This is a genomic window from Streptomyces sp. NPDC026500, from assembly GCF_055567635.1.
This window is the reverse complement of sequence record NZ_JBVHQB010000021.1, coordinates 41,265-65,289: the sequence shown is the minus strand read 5'-3', so window position 1 is coordinate 65,289 and position 24,025 is coordinate 41,265. Positions and strand designations below refer to the sequence as shown.

General features: G+C 71.6%; 16 protein-coding genes and 1 pseudogene. 6 read left to right on the top strand and 11 right to left on the bottom strand.

Features of this window, described 5'->3' with window-relative positions:
• Positions 1–6: 6 nt before the first annotated feature.
• The 5 genes from ACZ4N5_RS31790 to ACZ4N5_RS31770 form a co-directional block, all read right to left on the bottom strand.
• Positions 7–1,815 carry a serine/threonine-protein kinase gene (locus ACZ4N5_RS31790; RefSeq protein ID WP_467760481.1) on the bottom strand — a complete coding sequence of 603 codons (1,809 nt, stop codon included), beginning with the start codon at positions 1,813–1,815 and terminating at the stop codon, positions 7–9.
• A gap of 108 nt (positions 1,816–1,923) precedes the next feature.
• On the bottom strand, positions 1,924–3,591 hold the full coding sequence (locus ACZ4N5_RS31785; RefSeq protein ID WP_467760480.1) for a serine/threonine-protein kinase: 1,668 nt from the start codon (positions 3,589–3,591) through the stop codon (positions 1,924–1,926).
• 62 nt (positions 3,592–3,653) lie between these two features.
• Positions 3,654–5,411, bottom strand: a complete 1,758-nt coding sequence (locus tag ACZ4N5_RS31780) for a serine/threonine-protein kinase (RefSeq protein WP_467760567.1) — start codon at positions 5,409–5,411, stop codon at positions 3,654–3,656.
• A 188-nt stretch (positions 5,412–5,599) separates the two neighbouring features.
• Positions 5,600–8,695: a protein kinase gene (locus ACZ4N5_RS31775; RefSeq protein WP_467760479.1), complete on the bottom strand. Its 3,096-nt coding sequence runs from the start codon at positions 8,693–8,695 to the stop codon at positions 5,600–5,602.
• Positions 8,696–8,864: 169 nt separating this feature from the next.
• Positions 8,865–11,051: a serine/threonine-protein kinase gene (locus ACZ4N5_RS31770; protein ID WP_467760478.1), complete on the bottom strand. Its 2,187-nt coding sequence runs from the start codon at positions 11,049–11,051 to the stop codon at positions 8,865–8,867.
• 209 nt (positions 11,052–11,260) lie between these two features.
• Here ACZ4N5_RS31770 and ACZ4N5_RS31765 point away from each other — a divergent pair.
• Positions 11,261–11,646 (top strand): annotated as a pseudogene (locus ACZ4N5_RS31765) (serine hydrolase); the annotation flags it as partial.
• A 76-nt stretch (positions 11,647–11,722) separates the two neighbouring features.
• Here the strand turns inward: ACZ4N5_RS31765 and ACZ4N5_RS31760 are convergent.
• Positions 11,723–13,429 (bottom strand): glycerol-3-phosphate dehydrogenase/oxidase, encoded by a 1,707-nt coding sequence (locus tag ACZ4N5_RS31760; RefSeq protein WP_467760477.1) that lies wholly within the window; start codon positions 13,427–13,429, stop codon positions 11,723–11,725.
• Between the two features lie 271 nt (positions 13,430–13,700).
• On the opposite strand from ACZ4N5_RS31760, the gene ACZ4N5_RS31755 reads away from it, so the two are divergent.
• Both ACZ4N5_RS31755 and ACZ4N5_RS31750 read left to right on the top strand, forming a co-directional pair.
• Positions 13,701–14,909 carry a nucleotide sugar dehydrogenase gene (locus ACZ4N5_RS31755; protein WP_467760476.1) on the top strand — a complete coding sequence of 403 codons (1,209 nt, stop codon included), beginning with the start codon at positions 13,701–13,703 and terminating at the stop codon, positions 14,907–14,909.
• Between the two features lie 153 nt (positions 14,910–15,062).
• On the top strand, positions 15,063–15,635 hold the full coding sequence (locus ACZ4N5_RS31750) for a hypothetical protein (RefSeq protein ID WP_467760475.1): 573 nt from the start codon (positions 15,063–15,065) through the stop codon (positions 15,633–15,635).
• 157 nt (positions 15,636–15,792) lie between these two features.
• Here the strand turns inward: ACZ4N5_RS31750 and ACZ4N5_RS31745 are convergent, their stop codons facing one another.
• The 4 genes from ACZ4N5_RS31745 to ACZ4N5_RS31730 all read right to left on the bottom strand — a co-directional run bounded on the left by ACZ4N5_RS31745 (position 15,793) and on the right by ACZ4N5_RS31730 (position 20,464).
• Complete coding sequence (locus ACZ4N5_RS31745; protein ID WP_328553915.1) at positions 15,793–16,917, bottom strand: GuaB3 family IMP dehydrogenase-related protein; 1,125 nt, start codon at positions 16,915–16,917, stop codon at positions 15,793–15,795.
• 136 nt (positions 16,918–17,053) lie between these two features.
• Complete coding sequence (guaB, locus tag ACZ4N5_RS31740; RefSeq protein ID WP_355844078.1) at positions 17,054–18,562, bottom strand: IMP dehydrogenase; 1,509 nt, start codon at positions 18,560–18,562, stop codon at positions 17,054–17,056.
• Positions 18,563–19,008: 446 nt separating this feature from the next.
• Positions 19,009–19,584 (bottom strand): sigma-70 family RNA polymerase sigma factor, encoded by a 576-nt coding sequence (locus tag ACZ4N5_RS31735; RefSeq protein ID WP_315903658.1) that lies wholly within the window; start codon positions 19,582–19,584, stop codon positions 19,009–19,011.
• Positions 19,585–19,852: 268 nt separating this feature from the next.
• On the bottom strand, positions 19,853–20,464 hold the full coding sequence (locus ACZ4N5_RS31730; protein ID WP_003948568.1) for a response regulator transcription factor: 612 nt from the start codon (positions 20,462–20,464) through the stop codon (positions 19,853–19,855).
• Positions 20,465–20,853: 389 nt separating this feature from the next.
• Between ACZ4N5_RS31730 and ACZ4N5_RS31725 the strand changes: the two genes are divergently transcribed.
• Positions 20,854–21,183 (top strand): WhiB family transcriptional regulator, encoded by a 330-nt coding sequence (locus ACZ4N5_RS31725; RefSeq protein ID WP_467760474.1) that lies wholly within the window; start codon positions 20,854–20,856, stop codon positions 21,181–21,183.
• Positions 21,184–21,420: 237 nt separating this feature from the next.
• Here ACZ4N5_RS31725 and ACZ4N5_RS31720 read toward each other — a convergent pair whose 3' ends face one another.
• Positions 21,421–22,317, bottom strand: a complete 897-nt coding sequence (locus ACZ4N5_RS31720) for a LysR family transcriptional regulator (RefSeq protein WP_467760473.1) — start codon at positions 22,315–22,317, stop codon at positions 21,421–21,423.
• A 79-nt stretch (positions 22,318–22,396) separates the two neighbouring features.
• Between ACZ4N5_RS31720 and ACZ4N5_RS31715 the strand changes: the two genes are divergently transcribed.
• Both ACZ4N5_RS31715 and ACZ4N5_RS31710 read left to right on the top strand, forming a co-directional pair.
• Positions 22,397–23,065: an MOSC domain-containing protein gene (locus tag ACZ4N5_RS31715; RefSeq protein WP_467760472.1), complete on the top strand. Its 669-nt coding sequence runs from the start codon at positions 22,397–22,399 to the stop codon at positions 23,063–23,065.
• A gap of 142 nt (positions 23,066–23,207) precedes the next feature.
• Positions 23,208–23,981: an SDR family NAD(P)-dependent oxidoreductase gene (locus ACZ4N5_RS31710; protein ID WP_467760471.1), complete on the top strand. Its 774-nt coding sequence runs from the start codon at positions 23,208–23,210 to the stop codon at positions 23,979–23,981.
• Positions 23,982–24,025 lie beyond the last annotated feature (44 nt).

The following is a 24,025-nucleotide window of genomic DNA, read 5'->3' as shown; positions in this document are numbered from 1 at the left end:
GTTCGATCACGGCTTGTCGATGTCCAGGTTCGCGATCGCCGCGTCGGCGACCTCACGGCCCCGCGCGGTGAAGTCGCCCTTGCCCGGATAGCTGATCGTGAGCCTGTACATGTCGCCGGCCTTCGACTTGTAGTAGAAGAGCCTGAGCTCGCGGGGGCGGGGATTCTGGCTGTCGGTGGTCATGTACTTCGCCGTGTTCTGGGCGGACTCCCTGCCCCGGTACGTCGCCTTCGCGTCCGGGGTCGTCCTCGGACCCGCGGGCATGCTCAGGATGTACGAGCCGCTCGCCTTGAACTCACCGTCGTCCGCGTACATTTCGGCCCTTGCCGAGTCCTTGATCTCCTTGCCGGCGTCCTCGGACTTCCTGGACAGGCTCAGCCCGATCGTGATGCTCCCGCTCCAGTCGGTGTACGTGACCCAGTGCTCCTTGTCCGACGTCCGGTCCGGCGTCGCCTTCTGGTAGTCGGCGGGCACCGCCAGCGTCGCGGCGACGTCCGCCACAGGCCGTTTCCGCCAGCCGTCGGGCAGCGGACCGGCGAACGGGTCCGCGATCACCAGGTACGCCGCCACCGCGGCCACGGCGACCGCGGCGGCGACCGTCGCTCCGAGGACTGTCAGGGCCCTGCGGCCGACGCGGAAAACCCTGCCGCCGGGTCCTCCGGGTCCGTCCGGTCCCTCGATCCGCGTGACCTGTGTAGGCGCCGGGGCGGGCGGTCGTACGGCCTCCTCCAGGAGGCGCCGGACCTCGGCCGCTCCGGGCCGGTGGGACGGCTCCTTGCTGAGCAGGCCGTTGATCGCCTCCGCGAGCGGGACTCCCGCCGAAGCGGGCGCGGCCGGTGTGGAGTTGAGAACCGACTGAAGCGTGGCGGGCGTGTTGCTGCGCCGGAAGGGGGAGACGCCTTCGGTGGCGGCGTAGAGCACCACGCCGAGCGACCAGAGGTCGGAGGCGGGACCGGGGTGCTGGCCCAGCACCCTTTCCGGGGAGATGTATTCGGGCGAGCCGACGAAGCCGCCGGTGTCCGTCAGACTGGTCTCGCCCTCGATCCGGGCGATTCCGAAGTCGGTGAGCACGACGCGGTCGTGCGACCCGAGGAGCACGTTGTCGGGCTTGACGTCGCGGTGCAGGATCCCCGCCGCGTGCGCCGCCTCCAGGGCGCCGAGGACCTCCAGGCCGATCCGCGCGGCCTCGCGGATCCCGAGCGTGCCCTCCTGGAGGGCGTCGCCGAGGGAGCGGCCCCGCACCAGCTCCATGACGATCCAGGGCTGTCCGTCCACGACGGCGACGTCGTGGACGTCGACCACGGCCGGGTGGTCGAGCCGCGCCGCCGCGCGCGCCTCGCGCCGCATCCGCTCGTACGCGGTGGCCCGTTCGCGCTCGGGAAGATGGTCCGGGACGCGGGGTTCCTTGACGGCGACCTCACGGTCGACGGTCTCGTCCTTGGCCCGCCACACCGTGCCCATGCCGCCGTGTCCGAGCTTGGCGAGCAGGCGATAGCGCCCGGCGACGAGGCGGCCCGCCCCCGGTTCCCGCGAGGGTTCCGGTCCGCGAGCCTCCGGCTGGTCCGGGACGGTCGGGGCGGGCGTGGCATACGGATTGCCCGGGTACGGGACGGCGACCGGGGCTCCCGGCAGCACGGCTCCCGGCTGCCCGCCCGGCTCCGCGGCCTCCCGAGGCCGGCCCGGCACCGCCGCCTCAGACTGCCGGCCCGGCACCGTGACCCCCGGCTGCCGGCTCTGCACCGCGGGTCTCGGTGGTTGCAGACCGAAACTCGTCGGCTCGTCGCCCCCATGAGGGCTTCCCCCGTCGTCACTCATGCGTCCATCTGTATCGCGGGGGCGCTTCTCCATCCAGCCTCTTCGTCCACCGGTCACAGACCCGTGACGCGCGCCATCCCTTATTTCCCCTTTACGGGGCTACGGACGTCACGAGGCCACGAATGTATCCACCGCCACGTCGAAGTACTCCTTCGCCTCCGTCACCCGGCCCACCGGCGCGGAGACCCAGACGTCGTACATCCGGCCGCCCTCCTCCCAGCACAGGTCGTAGGTGTGCCGTGCGCCCTCCGCCGCGCTGAAGCCGTTCCAGGTGAACTCCCAGAGGGCGGCGGGGTGTCCGTGGTGGGTCGCCCTGGCGACCGTGCCGTCGTGATAGCCGGGGTTGTTGGACGGCCCGTCGGCGTCCGCCCGGCGCATCACGCCGAGCGGACCGCCCGTCTCGGGATCGGCCACCTTGATGCCGAGGCGGAAGGTCTCACCCGGCGACATGTAGAAGATCCGCTCCCCCTGCGGATCCCGCGTGAAGTCGTCGGGCACGGCGAGCGAGAAGCCGTTCGGATCCGACGCGCTGCGGTAGCCCGAGGGTGCCGTGCGGGGAGTGGCGGCCGACGTCTGCCGCCGGGTCACCGTGACGGTGGGGTCGGCGCTCGTGGGCGGGGACGAAAGCGTGCCGGACGCCGGGGACGACGTATGCGGTGTCCGTGATGTCGACGACGTGATCGACGTTCCTGACGTGCCCGGCGAACTCGACGAGGCCGGTTTGCCGTCACCGCCGCCTCCGCCCATCAGCAGCGCGGCCGCCGACACCCCCGCGCCAGCCATCGCGGCGACCAGCGCGGCGGCGACGAGGAGACTGCGCGTGGACTGCCTGGGCGGCTGGTCCGCCGGGGTGGCGGAAGAGCGCGGCGACGCCTCGGGAGCGGGTCTGTGCAGGGGTACGTCCCGTCGCGTCGGCGTGTACGGGACCGACAGCCGCGGCGTACGGCCGGTGTCCCGGAAGGCGCGCAGCATCCGCTCGGCCTCCGCCGCGTCGAGCCGCCGCTCCGGATCGCGCTCCAGCAGCCCTCGTACGACGGGCAGCAGCGGTGCGGCCTGGGCCGGCGGACGGATCTCGTCGACGACGACCGCGTGCAGGATGCCGCCGAGCGAGTCGCGGCGGAAGGGCGACGCTCCGCTCAGCGCCGTGCACAGCAGCGCGCCGAGCGACCACAGGTCGGACTCGGGGCCGGTCCGTGCCCCGGCCATCCGTTCGGGCGCGGTGTACTCGGGCGAGCCGACGAACGCGCCGGTCTCGGTGAGCGTCGTCGCCCCCGCGACCTGGGCGATCCCGAAGTCGGTGAGCACGATGCGGTCGGTGCCCGCCTCGACGAGGACGTTGGCGGGCTTGAGGTCGCGGTGCAGGACTCCGGCGTCGTGCGCGCGGCGCAGCGCTCCGAGCAGGTCGATGCCGATGCGGGCGGCCTCGCGCGCGTCGACCGGCCCGTTCGCGGAGATCCGTTCGGCGAGTGAGCCGCCGTCGATCAACTCCATGACGATGTACGGGCGCTCGTCGTCCTCGACGACGTCGTGGACGACGATGATGTGCGGGTGGTGCAGTTGCGCCACGGCCCGCGCCTCGCGCAGGGTGCGGTCGCGCTGGAGCCGGGCCTCCTCCGCCGACAGCGAGTCGTCGAGGACCAGCTCCTTCACCGCGACCCGGCGGCCGAGCAGCTGGTCGGTGGCACGCCAGACGACGCCCATGCCGCCCCGGCCGATTCTGGCCTCCAGCCGGTAACGGCCCGCGATCACACGGACGTTCTCCCCCTCGGTCCCCATGGGCCCCATCATGCCCCACCGGACGGAGACCCTCCGGAGCGGTCACATCGCCGTAGGTGTTATCAGGCCTTGGGGCTCCAGCTGCGCAGGATCACGTCGAACTGCCGGCGCGCGGTGTCCCAGTCCGCGGCGGGCGAGGAAACGTAGATCGCGTACTCGACGCCGTCCCTGCCGAGATAGGTCTGCTCGATCGCACGGCGCTGCCCCGGGAACGGCGTCTGCTTCGGCAACGCGGTCCAGGTGAAATCCCAGAGGGAGCCGTGGCAGTCCCGGAACGTGTTCGCCCTGAGGCTCACCCGCGCGTAGTCCTGGAGCTTCGTCAACTGCTCCTCCAGGTCCAGCTGGTGGCTGTGCGGGTCCGCGAAGTCCGGCGAGTCGTCCACGGCGATGCGGACGAAATGCTTGCCGCCGTCCGGGCTGTAGTCGACCTGGGAGTTGTTGGGTGTCCGCTTCCAGTTCTTGCCGGGAAGGGCGACGCTGAAGCCGTCGGGGTCCTGCACGCGCACCCAGTTGGCGGGGAGGGCGCCGGTTGTGGTCCCCGACCCGTCGTCCGTGGCCCGGCCGCTGGGCTTGTCGGTGGCACCGCGCTTGCTCCCGCCGGTTCCGGCGGAGTTGTCGCTGTTCTGCCGCCAGTTGTCCGCGTACCGCATGGCGACGGCACCGCCGCCGCCGACCAGCGCGGCCAGGACCAGGACGAGGGCGATGGTGCGGCCGCGCCGCCGCTTCCTGGGCTCGGGGCCGGACTGGAGCTGGTACATGGTCCCGGCGGGGCCGCCGCCCTGGGAAGCGGTCCCGTGCGTGGTGGCACCGGTGCCATGGCCGTGGTCACCCGCGGTCGGTCCGCCGTAGGACGGACCGGTGTGGGCGGTACCCCCATGGCCCTGACCACCATGGGTTCCGCCCCCGTAGGTTCCGCCCCCATGGGTTCCTCCCCCATGGGCAGGACCGTGCCCCACGCGCGTGTCCACGTGCTGCGTCGACACATACGCCTGTGCCGTCCTCGGACGGCGCCCCTCCGCCGCCTCGGCGAGCATCTCCTCGGCCTCGTCGAGGCCGGGGCGGTCCGCGGGGTCCTTGCGGAGCAGCGCGACGATGACGGGCTCCAGCGCACCGGCGTACTGCGGAGGCGTGAGCTCCTCGTCCACCACGGCCTGCATGGTCGACAGCGCCGACGTGCGCCGGAACGGCGACCGTCCCTCGACCGCCGTGTACAGCGTGGCCCCGAGGGCCCACAGGTCGGCGGCCGGACCGGGGTCGTGGCCGCGCACCCGCTCGGGAGCGAGGTAGTCGACGGAACCGACGATCTCGCCGGTGCGCGTGATGGTCGTGTCACCTTCGACCTGCGCGATCCCGAAGTCGGTGAGCAGCACACGCCGGTCGGACGACAGCAGGACATTGCCCGGCTTCACGTCCCGGTGCAGCACACCGGCCGCGTGCGCGGCGCGCAGCGCGCGCAGCACCCACAGCCCGATCCGCGCCGCCTCGGCCGGTTCGAGGCGCCCCTGCTCCTTGACCTCGTCGGCCAGCGAGTTGCCCTCGACCAGCTCCATGACGATCCACGGCCGGTTGTCGTGCTCCAGCACGTCATGGACGGTGACGACGGCCGAGTGGTTGATCCGGGCCGCGGCCCGCGCCTCGGCATGGGTCCGGGCGAGCAGCCGGGCCAGGTCGCTCTCGGCCACGTACAGCGCGGCGGTCAGCTCCTTGACCGCGACCGCGCGGTGCAGCACCTCGTCATGGGCGCGCCAAACCCGGCCCATGCCACCGCTGCCGATGGAGTCGACAAGCCGGTAGCGGCCCGCGAGGAGCAGGCCCTGCATCTGATTCACGTTTCCCCGCAATGGTATTGACAGGGTCAGACTAAAGAGCGGTACCCACTCAGGGAACAAGCGGGGTCGTACGGAGACCGCACTGTGACGGTTGTCCCTTCCTTGTACGGAAGGGAACCGTTTGGCGTTCAGGCGTCCTCGCCTGCACAAACGCGGCGCCCGGTGCGCAAAAGGGTTGTTCAGCCCGTGACTTGGTAGGTCGACGACGCCTGCTCGTAGAGCCGTGTCACCTCGTCGCGCTCGGCATCCGGGCCGCGTACCTGCACCACGTGGTAGTGGCCGCCGACGAGGATCGCGAGGTTGCGCACGTAGAGCGAGCGCCCCGCGGAGTCCTGCCAGGTGAACTGGCCCTCGGCCATCACCTTGCCGCCCACGTCGATCCGCCGCATCCCGCTGGAGGTGGCCCAGGTCGAGTCCCGGAAGGGCTGCAACTCCTTCTCGTTCTCCCGCTGGTAGGTCATCGGGTCGCTGCCGTACGTGGCCGTGCCGTCCCGCCCGGGTACGACGATGAGCTCGAAGTCCCCCTGGGAGTAGATGATCTGGCCGCTGCCGTTCCTCGGCGAACGGTTCCAGCCGCTCGCCACGGCGACCTGGAATCCCTCGGGGTCCTGGCGGAGCGTGAACCCCTGGGCGACGTCGGGGTCCGTGGTGGTGTGCGAGGAGGTCGAACTGGACTTCCCCGAGGGGCTCCTGCCGGGGTCCGGCGAGGTCTGGTCGGGGCGCGGCCGACTGCTCGACGTGGCGTCGGAGCTGGTGTCGGGGGCGGGGCCGGCCTGTCCGGCGGCGCCGGTCCGTCCGTCGCCCGTGCCGCTCCGGTCCGACTTGGGCATGAAGACCACGGCGTACGTGACCGCCGCGGCCAGCAGGAGCAGGACCAGCAGGAGCAGGTTGCGGCCCAGCCGGCGCGGTCGCGCCGAAGTCTCCTGCCTGGCTCGCTTGTGGCGGGCGTGCGGGCTGGCCGCGGGCAGCCCGGCGCGACGCCTGCGGACGAGCTCGCCCCGGCGCCGTACGATCGGCAGCCGGCTCGGGTCGACGGGCGGTACGGGCACGACATGCGTTCCGGCCTCGGGCTCCGGCGCGGACCGCACCAGGGACCGCAGCCAGCCGCGCAGTTCCTCGAAGTCGAGCCGCTCGGTGGGGTCCTGGCGCAGCAGTGACTCGACGACGGGCCGCAGCGGCCCGCACTCCTCGGCGAAGGCGGGCGGCTCGGCGCACACCAGCTGCACCAGTTCGGCGGTGTTCTCCTCCGGGTAGGGAGCGTGTCCCTGTACGGCGCGGAAGAGCAGCGCGCCCAGCGCCCACAGGTCGGTCGCCGGTCCGATCGGGGCGGCCAACTGCCAGTTCTCGTGCACCGGTCCGGCCTGCTCCGGCGCCCAGCGCTCGGTGACCGGTCCGACCACGGCCATCCGTGCCTGCCGGGCCCGCTCCGCCGCGAGCGCGGTGGCCGGCCCTCGGCGCGGTGGCGTCCCGACGACCAGCTCACCCCAACCGCCGCCGCGGCGCTCGGGGTTGTGCGGGGCGGGGGCGGGGCTCCGCGGGGTGCCGGGAACCCGGGTGTGGTCGGGGGCCGGAGCGGCGCCGGGCACGCGGACGTGGCCGGAATCCGTGAACCCGCCGGGATGTCCGGGCACTTGGGTGTGGCCGGGAGCCTGGAAGCCGCCGGAGAACCGGCCGTTGTCCGGGACCCGGTCGCTGTCGCCGGGCCTTCCGGGGGCCGGGACGCCGGGACGGCCGCCGTGCCCTGCGGTGTAAAGCCCCTGTCCGGGCGCGAGCGCGGGGTTGCCGTACCCCGCGGCACCCGGGGCCGGCCTGCCGCCGGTTCCCGATCCCGATCCCGATCCCGATCCCGAGGGGAGCGTGGGCTGTCCTTGGCCGTTGTCCCCGCCGACGGCTCCGGCGGGACGCGGCTGAACCCCGTGCCTGTTCGTCCCGCCGACTCCGTACGGGTCCGCTATCTGACCCGGAGGCGCGGTGTGCGGGCGCTGCTGCCCGCCTTGGCCGGGCAGTTGCGGCGGGGCGTAGGCCTGGGCCTGCGTGGAGTGCGGGGAGGCGCCGTACCTGCTGTCCCGGCCGGGCTGCTCGCCCTGCTCACCGGGTGCCGAGGGCCGGGGTGCCGGAAGGGCGAGCGGGTCGCCCCGCTGTTCCCCCTGAACGCGGGCCGCGGCGCGTGCTCCGGCGCGGTACGCGGCGATGGCTCCGGCGCGCGCGGCGCGGATGTCGTCCCCGGCGTCCTCCGCTCCCCCGCCCGCCTCCGGTCCGCCACCTCGCCCGGCCTCTCCGGCCGGACGGCCCGGACCCGCCGGACGGCCCGGACCCGCCGGACGGCCCGGACCCGCGGGACCGCCCGGACCCGCCGGTTCGAGCGCACGCGGCCCCCGGCCCGTCGTGGGCGTCCCGGGAACCGGCGTTCCCTGCTCCGCGCGGGCCTCGATCGCCGCCCGCCGGGCCGCTTCGGCATCGGCGCCGCTCGTGGCCGCCACGGCGACACCGCGCGCTGCACCGCCGAATCCGATGCCACCGGCGGGACCCCGCGCGCCCGCGGCACCCGGCCCGCCTTCGACGGCACCCCGGGAAGCGCCCGCGTCCGACCCGGCCGGACCGCCGTTCCCGGGCTGCCCGGCGCGGGGGCCGGACCCGGGCCCGGTCGTGAAGTCGTCCTCAGGCGCCGGCACCGGGTCGTACCCGCACAGCGCCTCCTCGGCGGCCCCGGCCGCCAGTCCGGTGAGCAGGACGCGACCGTCGTCGCAGACGAGCACCGTGCGCACGGTGATGTTCCGGTGCACCCATCCGTGCGCGTGCAGGACCCGCAGCGCGGTCAGGACGTCGGCGGCGACCTCGGCGGCCCGGTAGGGGCTGAGCGGCTTCTCGGCGAGCAGCGCGGCCAGCGGCCTCGCGGGCACCAACTCGCTGACGATCCACAGCGACCCGCCCTCGGCGAACACGTCGAAGACCTGGTCGAGGCGGGGATGGTCGGGGATCTGCGCGGCGGCCTGCGCGGCCTCGATCGCGCGCCGCACCGCCGGTTCGGTGGGCCGGCGCGTGGTCCGGGCGGACGCCCGCCGCACCCCGCCGTCCCGGGCCACGAACCCGTCGGGCAGGCCGTCCGCGTCGAGCACCTCGGCCTCGACGACTTCCGGCAACGGCACCTGCCGTACCAGGACTTCCTGCCCGCTGTAGGTGTCGAAGGCCCGGCTCTCGGCGAGTTCGTACTCGTCCGACGGTGGCAGAGGCAGGCGGTAGCGGTCGGCGAGTACCCGTCCCGCGTAGTCGTCCACGATGCTTCCCCCAGCCGACCGGTTGGTCAATTCCGTTCGCCGTGCGTTCCGTTGTGGCTTCGTTCGGTCCGCAACCACTCACGATACGTGCCCGAGGCAACCCGCAGAGCGGTGATGCGAGATCTCGGGCTCCCCTTCGTGGCGGAGCGTCACCTCGGCGAGCGGTACGTCACGACTTCGGCTGGAACGTCTCGGTCAGCGTCTTCCACGTGCTCTTGCGCAGAGCGCTGTCCCACGCGGAGGCCTTCGCCGTGTACATCAACGCGTACCCCTGATGCGCGTTCACAACGAAACCGCGGTCGATCGACCGGTACTTGGTGCCCCCGTCCACATAGGTGAACTCCCAGTCGGCCGTGTTCCAGTGGCGGTAGGCCACCTTCTCTATGCGCACCTTCGAGTACTGGGAGCGCGTCATGTAGCGCTCCTGGTTCTCCCAGTCCGCGACCGGGTCGTCCTTGGGCGTGTTCGTCCAGCCGACGAGGAGCTTCTGCCCGTCGGGACCCGCGAACCGGGCTCCCGCGGCGTCCTGGGACTGGAACTTCCACCCCTTCGGCAGCCCGATCGAGAAGCCCTGGCCGCTCTTGTACGTCGTGACGGCGGTGGCAGCCGATCCCGAGCCCGGCTCCTTGCCGTCACCGCTCGAACCGGCCGACGTGCTCGCGCTCGCGTCCGTCCCCGAAGAGGCGTTCGCGTTCCCGTCCCCCGAACCGGAGCCGGAATCGGAGCCCGACTTGTCTCCGCTGTCGGTGTGGTCGGCGTCGCTGCTGCCCTTGCTGTCGCCGCCCTTACCGCTTCCGGACGTCGCCCCGCTGGAAGTGGTCGCCTTGCTGCCGTTGCTCTTGCTGCCGTTGGAGCCTTTGTCGTCTCCGCCGCCGAGCGTGAGGGCCAGCACGATGCCGATCACGACCAGCGCCACGACCACCGTGAGGATCACCAGCGTCCGCAGCGGCACGACATCCGTCAGCGAGGCCTTCGGCACCGGGCGCGCCGGGCGCTCGGGAGCCACCGGCCACCCGGACCCCGAGGCGCTCCGCGTACCGGCGGCACCCGCCGCTCCGGCACCCCCGGGCGAACTGGAGTTCACCGACGTACCGTCACGACTGCCCGCCTGCCCCGGCACCGCCGGGGCACCGGGCACGGACGAAGCCGCCGAGGTGGACGGCACAGAGGTGCCGCCGACCGTGCCGGCAGCCCCACCGGACCCCGCACCCGTGCTCGGGGAGACCGTCTTGGCGGCTCCCTCCGCCGTGGAGGACTCCGAGCCGCCGACCGTCTTGGCGCGGGCCGTCGCCGCCGAGGTGGCCGCCGCGGTGGCGGCCCCGGCCGCGGTCGCGGCCTTGCGTACCGACCGCAGGGCCCCGCGCAGTCGCTCCGCTGGTTCCTCGCCCTTCTTGGCGCCGGAACCGAAGGCGCCCGCACCCCGCCGCCCCGGCTCTTCCGGCAGGGGCGGCATGGCCACGACCTTCGTCGCGTCCGGCGACTCGGGCACGCTCTGCTCGGGTTCGGGCGCGTGCAGCACGTCGTTGAGCATCGCCCGTGCGCCCGCGTCGTCGAGCCGCTGCTCGGGATCCTTGGCGAGCAGGCCGTAGATCACGTTCTCCAGCGGGCCGGCGTTCTTCGGCTGTTCGACCGGCTCGGTCATCACGGCGGTGAGGGTCGCGATCGCGGAGCCCTTGTCGTACGGCGGCACGCCTTCGACCGACGCGTACAGCAGACCGCCCAGCGACCACAGGTCGGCCGCGGGTCCGGGCTTGTGGCCGCGCGCCCGCTCCGGCGAGATGTAGGAGGGCGCGCCGACGAGCATGCCGGTCGAGGTGATGGACGGGTCGCCCTCCACCTGCGCGATGCCGAAGTCGGTGAGCACGACCCGGCCGTCGTCGGAGATCAGCACGTTCGACGGCTTCACGTCGCGGTGCAGGATGCCCTCACGGTGCGCCGAGCGCAGCACGTCGAGGATGGCCAGGCCCACCTCGGCGGCGCGCTTCGGCGTGAGCAGTCCGTCCTCGCGGATGGCCTCGGCGAGGGACTTGCCCTCGATGAGCTCCATCACGATCCACGGCCGGTTGTCCTCGTCGACGACGTCGAAGACCGTCACCGCGCCGTTGTTGCGGATCCGCGCGATGGCCTTGGCCTCCCGCAACGTGCGCGTGATCAGCCGGCGCTTCTCGTCCTCGTCGATGGCCGACGGGAACCGCAGCTCCTTCACGGCGACCGTGCGGCCCAGGGTCTCGTCCTCGGCGCGCCACACCGTGCCCATGCCACCGCGGCCGAGAACATCCCCCAGCCGGTACCGCCCGGCGAGGAGACGTTCGCTCTTGTCCTGACGGGATGCTCCCGCCCGCTCCGCCTCCGACATGCGTCCCCTCATGCAACCCGCCCTGACAGAGCCTCCATTGTCCCTCACCCGACAAGTGCCCAACGCCCTGGGGCCCCCTGGAACCGCAAGAGCTCAGCCAGTGAGACGCCCGGACCCCGCCGACGGCTCACCGGCGGCCGCACCCCGCACCCACCCGACCGCACCGCAACCGGCTCCCGCACCCACCGACTACCCCCCAATCGGACTTCCGCACGTCCGCCGCCGACCGCTCCGACGTCACCGAGCTCGACCCGCGCGTGGCCGACGCGGCGGGTGAGCTGGTGAGCACCTCGGCCGATCTGAACCGCTTCCACACGGCCCTGCTCGGCGGTGAACTGCTGCCCCCGCACTGGCTGCGCGAGATGCTCGGCACCCGCGCCGCACATGGCTCGTACGGCATGGGGCTGTTCCCGGTGAAGCTCCCGTGCGGGACCACGGTGTGGGGACACAACGGCCGTATCTCCGGCGGCTACGTGCGCGGCGCGGCCACCGTCGACGGTCGTCGTGTCCCCACCTTCCGGGTGAGGACACGGACGGGGTCACGGACCCGACGCTCGAACCGGCCCTGCTCGCCGCCGAGTTCTGTCCCCGCACCCGTAGAACGGCCGGGCCGCGACCGAAGATCCCAGCTCACGACACCCGTTCGAGTGATATGGGCGGGAACTCGGCGGTCAGAACGGCACGATGTCCGGCGCCCCCAGCCGGGCCGCGTCCGCCGTCAGGTCGTCCGGCTGGCGCTGGGACTCCCGCTCGGCCTCGACCCGCTTCTCGTAGTGCTGCACCTCGCGCTCGATCTGGTCCTTGTCCCAGCCGAGGACCCGCGCCATCAGCTCGGCGGCCTCGCGGGCGCTGCGGGTGCCCCGGTCGAAGGTCTCGATGGAGATGCGGGTCCGCCGGGTCAGGGCGTCGTCCAGGTGACGGGCGCCCTCGTGCGAGGCGGCGTAGACGATCTCGGCCCGGAGGTAGTCCTCGGCAGCCGGCAGGGGCTCGCCGAGCGTCGGGTCCTCCGCGATGAGGTCGAGGAGCTCCTCGGCCATGGCCCCGTACCGGTTCAACAGGTGCTCCACACGCACCACATGGAGGCCGGTGTGTGCCGCGATCCGCGCTCGCGCGTTCCACAGCGCCCGGTAGCCCTCGGCGCCGAGCAGCGGGATGTCCTCGGTGACGCACTCGGCGACGCGCTGGTCGAGGCCGTGCACCGCCTCGTCCACCGCGTCCTTGGCCATCACCCGGTAGGTCGTGTACTTGCCGCCGGCCACCACCACGAGTCCGGGCACCGGGTGGGCCACGGTGTGCTCGCGCGACAACTTGCTGGTGGCGTCCGACTCTCCGGCCAACAGCGGCCTGAGCCCCGCGTACACCCCCTCGACGTCGTCGCGGGAGAGCGGCACGGAGAGCACCGAGTTCACGTGCTCCAGCAGATAGTCGATGTCCGCGCTGGACGCCGCCGGGTGGGACTTGTCCAGGTCCCAGTCGGTGTCGGTGGTGCCGATGATCCAGTGGCGGCCCCACGGGATCACGAACAGTACGGACTTCTCGGTGCGCAGGATCAGGCCCGTCGACGAATTGATCCGGTCCTTCGGTACGACCAGATGGATTCCCTTGGACGCCCGGACGTGGAACTGGCCCCGCTCCCCGACCATCGCCTGGGTGTCGTCGGTCCACACCCCCGTGGCGTTCACGATCTGCTTGGCGCGGACCTCGTACTCGCCGCCGCCCTCGACATCGCGCACCCTGGCCCCGACCACCCGCTCGCCCTCGCGCAGGAAGCCGGTGACCCGCGCGCGGTTGGCGACCTTCGCGCCGTACGAAGCCGCCGTGCGCACCAGCGTCGCCACATAGCGGGCGTCGTCCATCTGCGCGTCGTAGTACTGCAGGGCGCCGATCAGGGCGTCCTTCTTCAAGGCCGGCGCGACGCGCAGGGCGTGGCGGCGGCTCAGATGGCGGTGGCCGGGCAGGCCGCGGCCGTGGCCGCGGGCCATCGACATGGCGTCGTACAGCGCGACGCCTGAGCCCGCGTACAGCCGCTCCCAGCCCTTGTGCTGGAGGGGGTAGAGGAACGGGACGGGCTTCACCAGGTGCGGTGCCAGCCGTTCGAGCAGCAGACCGCGCTCCTTCAGGGCCTCGCGGACGAGCGCGAAGTCGAGCATCTCCAGATAGCGCAGGCCGCCGTGGATCAACTTGCTGGATCTGCTCGACGTGCCCGACGCCCAGTCACGCGCCTCGACCAGGCCGGTGGACAGGCCGCGTGTCACGGCGTCCAGCGCGGTACCCGAGCCGACCACGCCCGCACCCACGACCAGCACGTCCAGCTCACGCTCGGCCATTCCCGCAAGTGACTCGGCGCGCTCCGCCGGCCCCAGTGTCGCTGTCCTCACCGCTGCCTCCCGCTGTTGGTCGCGCTGGCCGCACCTGTCCGGCGACGCCCGGCTCGCATCCCCCCTGCCCAAAGTCTGACCGGCTTGCCCCTCCTCGGCCACCGTCCACCCGCAGCCTGTGGACAACTCTCGGCGACGCGCAAGGAATCTTGATCGATCAATCCCGCAAATCGGTCATATTTACTCCTAGTCTGACATTGCTCTCGCCCATCCTGTCCACAGGGCTTGCGCACCTGTCCCGCATCGGTTACTGGGAAGGACGGCCCACTCCATGCCCGCAGACCTCGCCGTCATCGGACTCGGTCATCTCGGCCTGCCCCTGGCCCAGGCCGCCGTCGCCGCCGGCATCTCCACCCTCGGCTACAAAACAGGGCCGGAGGGCGGCTCTCTCACCCCCGCAGAACTGCGCCGGATGCTCTCGGGGGGCTTCCGGCCGGCCACCAACCCGGCCGAGCTGGGCCGCGTACGCACCGCCGTCATCTGCGCCCCGACCCCACGGGGCGCGGACGGCACCCTGGACCTCGGCCAGGTGGAGGCGGCGGCCCGCACCCTGGCCGCGCGGCTGCGCCCGCACACCACGGTGATCCTGGAATCGCCCGTGCACCCCGGCACCACCGAGGGCTTCCTCCGCCCGCTCCTCGAAACCGGCTCCGGCCTGCGCGCGGGGCGCGATTTCCACCTCGCCTATTCGCCCAGCCGGGTCGATCCCGGCAACCGCGAAATCACCCCCGCCGGCACACCGAAGGTCATCGGCGGCCTCACCCCCGCGTGCACCGAGTCGGCCGCCGCCTTCTACGGGCGGCTCACCGACAAGGTCGTCCGCGCGCGTGGCCCCCGCGAGGCGGAGACCGTGCAGGTCCTGGAGACCAACTTCCGGCACGTCAACATCGCGCTCGTCAACGAGATGGCCGTGCTCTGCCACGACCTGGGCGTCGACCTGTGGGACGTCATCCGCTGCGCGGAGACCAAGCCGTTCGGGTTCCAGGCGTTCCGGCCCGGCCCGGGAGTCGGCGGGCACGGGACCCCCCAGGACCTCGGCGGCCCCTCCGGGCGCCCCCTCCGGATGGTCGAACTGGCCCAGCAGGTCAACAACCACATGCCCCAGTACGTCATCCAGCGCGCCGCCGCGCTGCTCAACGAGCACGGGAAGTCCGCCCGTGCCGCGCGGGTGCTCCTGCTCGGCGTCACCTACAAGGCGGACATCGCCGATCAACAGGGAGCCCCCGCCCACGAGATCGCCGTACGCCTGATGGAACTCGGCGCGTCCGTCAGCTATCACGACCCGCACGTCCCGGCCTGGAGCGTCCTCGGGCGGCCCGTGCCGCGCGCGGACTCCCTCTACGAGGCCGCGGCCGACGCCGACCTGACGATCCTGCTCCAGCAACACCGCACGTACGACCTTCAAGGACTGTCCGTGAAGGCCCAACTCCTCCTGGACACAAGGGGGGCGACCCCGACCGGCGCGGCGCACCGGCTCTGATCGATGGAATTTCCCTCACGGATTGTCACTCCCCCCTGCTAATCTGCGGCAGCTCTCGCACACACGTGCGCCCGAGTCCCGGGCGCCCTCAGCTGTGCGCCGCAGTCCCACGCGCACACCACAGGTGCGCCCGCATCCCTGGGGGGAAACCACATGAGTCAGTCGACGCCGCCGTCCGGTCCACCGGTCGACAACAACCCGTACGCCGATCAGCCCGTCGATCAGCCGCCCGTCCCGCAGCCGGGTGTTCCGCAGCAGGCTGCGCCGCAGGGCGCGCCCCAGCCGGGCTTCCCGGTCGCGCCCGTCGCCCCGGCCGCCCCGCTGCGCAACAACTTCGCGCTCGGTGCCGTCGCCGCTCTCGGCGCCGGCGTGGTCTCCGCGGTCCTGTACGGGCTCGTCATCGGCCTCACCAAGCACGAGATCGGCTACGCCGCCGTCGGTGTCGGCTTCCTCGTCGGCATCGCCGCGGGCCGCGTCGGCGGCCGCAACCAGACCCTGCCGGTGGTCAGCGTGATCGTGTCCGTGGCCGCGGTCTACCTCGGCCAGCTGATCGGCGAGGCGATGATCGGCGCCAAGGAGACCGGTCTCGGATTCAGCACGATCTTCTTCGACCACTTCGACGTGGTCCAGCAGGCGTGGAAGGACAACGCCGACCCGCTGACCTTCGTCTTCTTCGCGATCGCCGCGTACGTGGCGTTCCAGGGCACCCGCAAGGCCGGTCTCTGAGGATGCCCGTCTTCCCGTTCCTGACGCTGCTCGGCCTCTCGGCGGCGGTGAGAGGCGCCTGACGGAACGGCCTCACATGCGAAGGGCCCGTCCACCACTCGGTGGACGGGCCCTTCGCATGTTCGGGCGTGCGCGTCGGCGCTTGTGACGCGTACGGCTAGCGCTTGTGCTGGGAGTCCGCGACCGTCACCTCGACGCGCTGGAACTCCTTGAGCTCGCTGTAGCCGGTCGTCGCCATGGCGCGGCGGAGGGCGCCGAAGATGTTCATCGAGCCGTCCGGGATGTGCGACGGACCGGTGAGGATCTCCTCGATGGTGCCGACGGTGCCGAGGTCGACCTTCTTGCCGCGCGGCAGCTCCTCGTTCACCGCCTCCATGCCCCAGTGGTGTCCACGGCCGGGCGCGTCGGTGGCGCGCGCGAGCGGCGAGCCCATCATCACGGAGTCGGCGCCGCAGGCGATGGCCTTGGGGAGGTCGCCGGACCAGCCCACACCGCCGTCGGCGATGACGTGCACGTACCGGCCGCCGGACTCGTCCATGTAGTCGCGGCGGGCCGCGGCGACGTCCGCGACGGCGGTGGCCATCGGGACCTGGATGCCCAGTACGTTGCGCGTGGTGTGCGCGGCGCCGCCGCCGAAACCGACCAGGACACCGGCCGCGCCGGTGCGCATCAGGTGCAGGGCCGCGGTGTACGTGGCGCAGCCACCGACGATCACCGGGACGTCGAGCTCGTAGATGAACTGCTTCAGGTTCAGCGGTTCGGCGGCACCGGAGACGTGCTCGGCCGACACCGTCGTACCGCGGATGACGAAGATGTCCACGCCCGCGTCGACCACGGCCTTGGAGAACTGCGCCGTGCGCTGCGGGGACAGCGCGGCGGCGGTGACGACTCCGGAGTCGCGCACCTCCTTGATGCGCTGTCCGATCAGCTCCTCCTTGATGGGAGCCGCGTAGATCTCCTGGAGGCGGCGGGTCGCGGTCTCCGAGTCCAGCCCGGCGATCTCGTCCAGCAGCGGCTGCGGGTCGTCGTACCGCGTCCAGAGGCCTTCCAGGTTCAGGACGCCCAGGCCGCCCAGCTCGCCGATACGGATCGCGGTGGCCGGGGAGACGACCGAGTCCATCGGGGCGGCCAGGAAGGGCAGCTCGAAGCGGTACGCGTCGATCTGCCAGGCGATCGAGACCTCCTTCGGGTCCCGCGTACGGCGGCTCGGGACGACGGCGATGTCGTCGAAGGCGTACGCCCGGCGGCCGCGCTTGCCGCGCCCGATCTCGATCTCAGTCACGTTGTGGCCTTTCCGTCTTCGTTTCTGCGCCTCCCAGTATCCCCGACGCCCACGACAAGGGCGGCCCCTGAACCTCAGGGGCCGCCCTTGTCGTGGGCTTCACGCGCGCGTGAAGCCCGTTCACGTGTACGGGTGACTACTTGTTGCGGCTGTAGTTCGGCGCCTCGACCGTCATCTGGATGTCGTGCGGGTGGCTCTCCTTGAGACCCGCCGAGGTGATCCGGACGAACCGGCCGCGGTCCTGGAGCTCGGGCACCGTGCGGCCGCCGACGTAGAACATCGACTGGCGCAGACCGCCGACCAGCTGGTGGACGACCGCGGAGAGCGGGCCCCGGTAGGGCACCTGGCCCTCGATGCCCTCGGGGACGAGCTTCTCGTCGGAGGCGACGCCCTCCTGGAAGTAGCGGTCCTTGGAGAAGGAGCGCTGCTCGCCACGGGACTGCATGGCACCCAGGGAGCCCATGCCGCGGTACGACTTGAACTGCTTGCCGTTGATGAAGAGCAGCTCGCCCGGGGACTCCTCGCAGCCCGCGAGCAGCGAACCGAGCATCACCGTGTCGGCGCCCGCGACCAGGGCCTTCGCGATGTCGCCGGAGTACTGGAGGCCACCGTCGCCGATGACCGGGACGCCGGCCGCCTTGGCGGCGAGCGACGCTTCGTAGATGGCCGTCACCTGCGGTACGCCGATACCGGCGACGACGCGGGTGGTGCAGATGGAACCGGGGCCGACACCGACCTTGATGCCGTCGACACCGGCGTCGATGAGCGCCTGCGCGCCGTCACGGGTGGCGATGTTGCCGCCGATGACGTCCACGCCCGAGGAGTTCGACTTGATCTTGGCGACCATGTCGCCGACCAGCCGGGAGTGACCGTGCGCGGTGTCGACGACGATGAAGTCGACGCCCGCCTCGATCAGCGCCTGGGCGCGCTCGAAGGCGTCGCCCGCGACACCGACGGCCGCGCCGACCAGCAGACGCCCCTCGGCGTCCTTCGCGGCCATCGGGTACTTCTCGGCCTTGACGAAGTCCTTGACCGTGATGAGGCCCTTGAGAACGCCCGCGTCGTCGACCAGCGGAAGCTTCTCGATCTTGTGGCGGCGCAGCAGCTGCATCGCGTCGTTGCCCGAGATGCCGACCTTGCCGGTGACCAGGGGCATCGGCGTCATGACCTCGCGCACCTGGCGCGAGCGGTCGGTCTCGAAGGCCATGTCGCGGTTGGTGACGATGCCGAGCAGCTTGCCGCCGCCGTCGGTGACGGGCACACCGGAGATGCGGAACTTGGCGCAGATCGCGTCGGCCTCGCCGAGCGTGGCGTCCGGGTGGACGGTGATCGGGTCGGTCACCATGCCGGACTCGGAGCGCTTCACCAGGTCGACCTGGTTGGCCTGGTCCTCGATGGACAGGTTGCGGTGCAGAACACCGACGCCACCCTGGCGGGCCATCGCGATCGCCATGCGCGACTCGGTGACCTTGTCCATGGCGGCGGACAGCAGCGGGATGTTGACCCGGACGTTCTTCGAGATGTGCGAGGCGGTGTCGATCTGGTCGGGCGCCATGTCCGACGAGCCCGGCAGCAGCAGCACGTCGTCGTAGGTCAGCCCGAGTGTCGCGAACTTGGCGGGCACTCCGTCGACGTTGGCAGTCATGACACCTTCCCCAAATGGCCTTGATCGGTGCGGATGTCCATGCTAACGGGAAGCATGGCTCTCTCATTCCACGGTTGAGGGTGGGCTTCGGCTTCGTATGTTCGTACGGGATGAAGGTCGTCCCCGTTCAGACCCGTGCCCGGACAAGGCGCCGGGGCCCCTGCCGGGACCGCCCCGCCTGGTGGGTCTTCGCCGGCCGGCACCCCGGCTCCGTGGTGGAGAGGAAGGCGCCGTCCGTCCTGGGCGAACCGGTCCGGTGCCGCCGGGGCCCGCCAACTTTTGCCTGCAATTTGCGGAGGGAAAGGGATCCGGCGTGGTGGCACGCCGAACCGGCTCGCCCGACCGGGTGTCGATCGGCATCACCGGAACGTGTCACTCCGACCGGGAGCCGGTCGGCACGGCGGGAACATGCCGCCCCGGTCGCGTCGCCGCGACCGGACGCATTCCTACTGCTCCGCCAGCGCCCGCAGCCGGCTGAGCGCCCGATGCTGGGCCACCCTGACGGCGCCCGGTGACATTCCCAGCATCTGGCCCGTCTCCTCGGCCGTGAGACCCACCGCGATGCGCAGAAGGAGCAGCTCGCGCTGGTTCTCGGGGAGGTTGGCCATGAGTTTCTTGGCCCATTCGGCGTCGCTGCTGAGCAGCGCGCGCTCCTCGGGCCCGAGGGAGTCGTCGGGCCGCTCCGGCATCTCGTCGGACGGAACGGCCGTGGACCCCGGATGGCGCATCGCGGCGCGCTGGAGGTCGGCGACCTTGTGCGCGGCGATCGCGAAGACAAACGCCTCGAAGGGACGTCCGGTGTCCTTGTAGCGCGGCAGCGCCAGGAGCACCGCGACACAGACCTCCTGCGCCAAGTCCTCCACGAAGTGCCGCGCGTCCCCCGGAAGCCGGGACAGACGGGCGCGGCAGTAACGCAGCGCGAGCGGGTGTACGTGGGCGAGCAGGTCGTGTGTGGCCTGTTCGTCGCCGTCGACCGCGCGATGGACGAGCGCACCGATCCCCGTCGTCTCGTCTTCACGCATCGGTCCATGGTGCCTTGACGTCGTCCTGTCCGTGGCACCGCGTCCATAGTTGTGCACCGAAGCGTTATGAGCAGGTGCGCCGGAACTCATCTCCTGCGCCCTCCCCTTCCGCTCGACCGACTTGTCCCCAAGGAACTCCACACCTCAAGGATGCGGCATCCGCCGGGAAACGGGGATCGGACACCGAAGAGGCTCTCTCCGAGGGCCCGGCCCCACCCGCCTTCCGGCGGGCAGGGACTACTGGCGTGATACCCGCGAGGCGACTCACCTAGCGGACCAGGCCCCACCGGAATCCGAGCGCGACCGCGTGCGCCCGGTCCGAGGCGCCGAGCTTCTTGAAGAGCCGCCGGGCGTGGGTTTTGACCGTGTCCTCGGAGAGAAAAAGCTCACGGCCGATCTCCGCGTTCGAGCGGCCGTGGCTCATTCCTTCCAGGACCTGGATCTCACGCGCGGTGAGGGTGGGCGCGGCGCCCATCTCCGCCGAACGCAGTCTGCGCGGCGCGAGCCGCCAGGTCGGATCGGCGAGCGCCTGGGTCACGGTGGCGCGCAGCTCCGCCCGCGAGGCGTCCTTGTGCAGATAGCCGCGGGCGCCGGCGGCTACGGCGAGTGCCACACCGTCCAGGTCCTCGGCCACGGTGAGCATGATGATGCGCGCACCGGGGTCGGCGGACAGCAGCCGCCTGACCGTCTCCACGCCGCCCAGTCCGGGCATACGTACGTCCATCAGAATCAAATCCGAACGGTCGGCTCCCCAGCGGCGGAGGACTTCCTCGCCGTTGGCCGCCGTCGTCACGCGCTCGACACCGGGCACGGTCGCGACCGCGCGGCGGAGCGCCTCTCGGGCAAGCGGGGAGTCGTCGCAGACGAGGACGGATGTCATGACCGTCCTCCGCAGCTGATGCGCGTCACCTTGAGCCTCCAGGCTGTTACGAATCGTCACCTGTGCGGTCGACACTCGCAGGCGGATATGACCGCCTACCCGAGCGCTTGTTCCTTCAACCGCCTCAGCCATCTCAACGATGGTCACTCGAAAGAGTTACGGGGCAGTCGGCCGTCATCGGCACTGTACGTGAGGGCGCAGACACGGTGCAGACATGCGCGCCGACCCTCAACGTTTCATCACAACCCATGCCCCATTTAGCCTGTTTTCTTCCCATTTGCTGGTGTCTGAGGCTAGATTCGCAATGAGTCATATTTTCATCTCCTTAGATCGTAGATGTACGGTCGGTGGGCACAGAGCAGCCCAGAACGGCAACAAGGGGACACGCAATGGCAGATTTCTCCCGCCTTCCCGGTCCGAACGCGGACCTCTGGGACTGGCAGCTCCTCGCGGCCTGCCGCGGGGTCGACAGCTCGCTCTTCTTCCACCCGGAGGGCGAGCGTGGTGCGGCACGGAGCGCTCGTGAGAACTCGGCCAAAGAGGTCTGCATGAGATGCCCGGTGCGCGCGGAGTGCGCGGCACACGCGTTGGCGGTGCGTGAACCGTACGGCGTGTGGGGCGGACTGACCGAGGACGAGCGCGAAGAGCTCATGGGGCGGGCACGCAACCGACTGGTCTCGGCATCGACCACCGGAAACGCTTCCGCTTCGAACAACTGAAGGAACGTTTCTGCCCTGGTGTGCACAGCGCCCGGACAGGGGCGGTGCGTGCAGGGCGGTAAGTGCGGCGTGCGTGCGGGGCGCCGCGTCGTGCAGGGCGCGCCGTGGTGGAGGGCGCCGCTTCGTGCAGGGCGCGCCGTAGTTGCGGGACGCGCCGTAGTACAGGGTGCCGCCCAGTGCAGGGCGGTGCGTAGTACGGGGCTATGCGTATTACAGGGCTGCGCCTGCGGGGAGGCCCTAGCGGGCCGCCGCCCGTGCCAGCCGGTCCAGCGTCGCGGCCACCGCCGGCACCTCGGCGAGGTCCGGGAGGGTGAGGGCGACGATCTCGCGGCGCACCGCGGGCTCCACCGTCACGGTGCGCGCCCCCTTCGGGCGTACGGACTCGATCGCGAGCTCCGGCAGGACGGCGACGCCGAGTCCCGCGCCCACCAGCCCGACCACGGCCGGATAGTCGTCGGTGGCGAAATCGATGCGGGGCTCGAAGCCGGCGTCGCGGCAGACCTCGACGAGCTGGCCGCGGCAGCGCGGGCAACCGGCGATCCACGACTCACCGGCGAACTCGCCGATCGCGACGGACTCCGCCCGCGCGAGCGGATGCCCCTCGGGCACCAGACCGACAAGACGGTCCATCAGCAGGGGGCGTACGACGAGGTCGTCCCACTCCTCGACGCCCGGAGCGCCCTCGTAGCGGAACGCGAGCGCGATGTCGCAGTCGCCGGCCCGGAGTTTCTCGACGGACTCGGGCGGTTCGGCCTCCTCCAGGGAGACGCGGGTGCCGGGGTGAGCGGCGCGCAGCGCGGCGAGGGCCGTGGGAACGAGGGTGGAGCTGCCGCTGGGGAAAGAGACCAGGCGGACGCGGCCCGCCCGCAGACCGGCGATCGCGGCGACCTCCTCCTCGGCGGCCGTGAGGCCGGCCAGGATGCTCGTCGCGTGCTTGACGAGGGCCTCACCCGCCTGGGTGAGGCGCATCTCGCGTCCCGTCCGGACGAGCAGCGGGGTGCCGACGGACGACTCCAGGGCCTTCATCTGCTGGCTGACGGCGGGCTGGGTGCAGCCCAGCTCGCGGCCCGCCGCCGAAAAGGATCCGGTGGTGGCGACGGCGCGCAGGACACGGAGATGACGAGCCTCGATCACTGCTCGAGCATAAGCGCATCTTGGATGGGGCGGCGAATACCGCATCGACGCTTTGGGATGGATCGCCTAACTTGTTGCCATGAAGCTTCTGTCGCTGAACCTGGGCCGGGCGCGGTCCGTCGAGTACACGGACCAGCCGGAGGGAATGACCGGCATCGACAAGCGACCGGTCGAAGGGCCGGTACGCGTGACGGCACCGGGGCCCAAGGGGGTCGGCGGGAGCGGGCTCGCCGGGGACGCGGTGTGCCACCTGCGGCATCACGGCGGTGACGACCAGGCCGTGTACGCGGTCGCGCGCGAGGACCTCGACGGCTGGGAGCGCGAGCTCGGCCGGGCACTGCCGAACGGCGTGTTCGGCGAGAACCTCACGACGGTGGGGCTCGACGTGTCCGGCGCGCTGATCGGCGAGCGCTGGCGGATAGGTTCCGATGTCGTCCTGGAGGTCACCTGCGGGCGCATCCCCTGCCGCACCTTCCAGGAGCACCTCGGTGAGAAGGGCTGGGTGAAGCGGTTCACGCAGCGGGGCGCGCCCGGCGCGTATCTGCGGGTGATCGAGCCCGGCGAGATCCGCTCCGGGGACCCGATCGAGATCGCGCACCGACCCGGCCACGATGTCACCGTCGCCGTCCAGTTCCGCGCCTCGACGACCGAACGGGAGCTGCTGCCAAGGCTGTTGGCGGCGGGCAGCGCACTGCACGCCGAGTCCCGGGAGACGGCTCTGGAGTACGTGGCGAAGCACGGCGGTTAGGGGCGGCCCGAGGGACACCCCTGGGACGTCCACGGGGTGTCCGTTCCCCTTGGCGGCCGGGGTGCGGAGAACGCGTGGAGCACGGTCGGGCGTTGGGCGGCACCGGGCGGCGGGGGCCCCGGCCGGTCACTAACCTTGCGCCATGACAACGGCTCTGATTACGGGATCGACCGCGGGAATCGGTGCCGCCTTCGCGCGGCGGCTGGCGGCGGACGGGCACAACCTCGTGCTGGTGGCGCGGGACACGAAGCGGCTGCGGGAGCAGGCGACCGAGCTGCACGACCGGCACGGCATCGAGGCGGAGGTGCTCACGGCGGACCTGTCGACGGACGAGGGCATCGACGCGGTGGCCGCCCGTCTCTCCGACCGCAAGAACCCGGTCGACCTGCTGGTCAACAACGCCGGCTTCGGCAACAAGGGCCGCTATCTGGACGTATCGATGGCGGACGAGCTGATGATGCTCAAGGTGCACTGCGAGGCGGTGCTCCGGTTGACGTCGGCGGCGACCGAGGCCATGCGGGAGCGCGGCCGGGGCGGCGTCGTCAACGTCGCGTCGGTGGCCGCGTTCGTGCCGCGGGGTACGTACGGGGCGTCGAAGGCGTGGGTCGTGCAGTTCACGCAGGGCGCGGCGAAGGATCTCGCGGGCAGCGGCGTGCGGCTGATGGCGCTCGCTCCCGGTTTCGTGCGCACCGAGTTCCACGAGCGGGCCGGTATGGGCACGGACAACATTCCGAACTGGATGTGGCTCGACGCCGACAAGCTGGTCGCGGCCGCGCTCGCCGATCTGGCGCGCGGAAGAACCCTGTCCGTCCCGGATCCGCGCTACAAGGTGCTGATGGGCGTGGTGAAGGTGACCCCGCGGGCGCTGCTCGGCGGGATCACGTCGAAGACCGGGCGGAAGTACGGACCCCAGTGAAGTACGGACCCCCAGTGAAGTACGGCCCCCGGCAAGGGCGATCA

Excerpts from the sequence above, each read along its gene's own strand:
- ACZ4N5_RS31725 (WP_467760474.1), top strand. The coding sequence starts at position 20,854 with ATGGCAGATTTCTCCCGCCTTCCCGGTCCGAACGCGGACCTCTGGGAC.
- ACZ4N5_RS31735 (WP_315903658.1), bottom strand. The coding sequence starts at position 19,584 with ATGCGTGAAGACGAGACGACGGGGATCGGTGCGCTCGTCCATCGCGCG.
- ACZ4N5_RS31790 (WP_467760481.1), bottom strand. The coding sequence starts at position 1,815 with ATGAGTGACGACGGGGGAAGCCCTCATGGGGGCGACGAGCCGACGAGT.
- ACZ4N5_RS31730 (WP_003948568.1), bottom strand. The coding sequence starts at position 20,464 with ATGACATCCGTCCTCGTCTGCGACGACTCCCCGCTTGCCCGAGAGGCG.
- ACZ4N5_RS31710 (WP_467760471.1), top strand. The coding sequence starts at position 23,208 with ATGACAACGGCTCTGATTACGGGATCGACCGCGGGAATCGGTGCCGCC.
- guaB (WP_355844078.1), bottom strand. The coding sequence starts at position 18,562 with ATGACTGCCAACGTCGACGGAGTGCCCGCCAAGTTCGCGACACTCGGG.
- ACZ4N5_RS31715 (WP_467760472.1), top strand. The coding sequence starts at position 22,397 with ATGAAGCTTCTGTCGCTGAACCTGGGCCGGGCGCGGTCCGTCGAGTAC.
- ACZ4N5_RS31770 (WP_467760478.1), bottom strand. The coding sequence starts at position 11,051 with ATGTCGGAGGCGGAGCGGGCGGGAGCATCCCGTCAGGACAAGAGCGAA.
- ACZ4N5_RS31780 (WP_467760567.1), bottom strand. The coding sequence starts at position 5,411 with ATGCAGGGCCTGCTCCTCGCGGGCCGCTACCGGCTTGTCGACTCCATC.
- ACZ4N5_RS31750 (WP_467760475.1), top strand. The coding sequence starts at position 15,063 with ATGAGTCAGTCGACGCCGCCGTCCGGTCCACCGGTCGACAACAACCCG.
- ACZ4N5_RS31755 (WP_467760476.1), top strand. The coding sequence starts at position 13,701 with ATGCCCGCAGACCTCGCCGTCATCGGACTCGGTCATCTCGGCCTGCCC.
- ACZ4N5_RS31785 (WP_467760480.1), bottom strand. The coding sequence starts at position 3,591 with ATGGGGACCGAGGGGGAGAACGTCCGTGTGATCGCGGGCCGTTACCGG.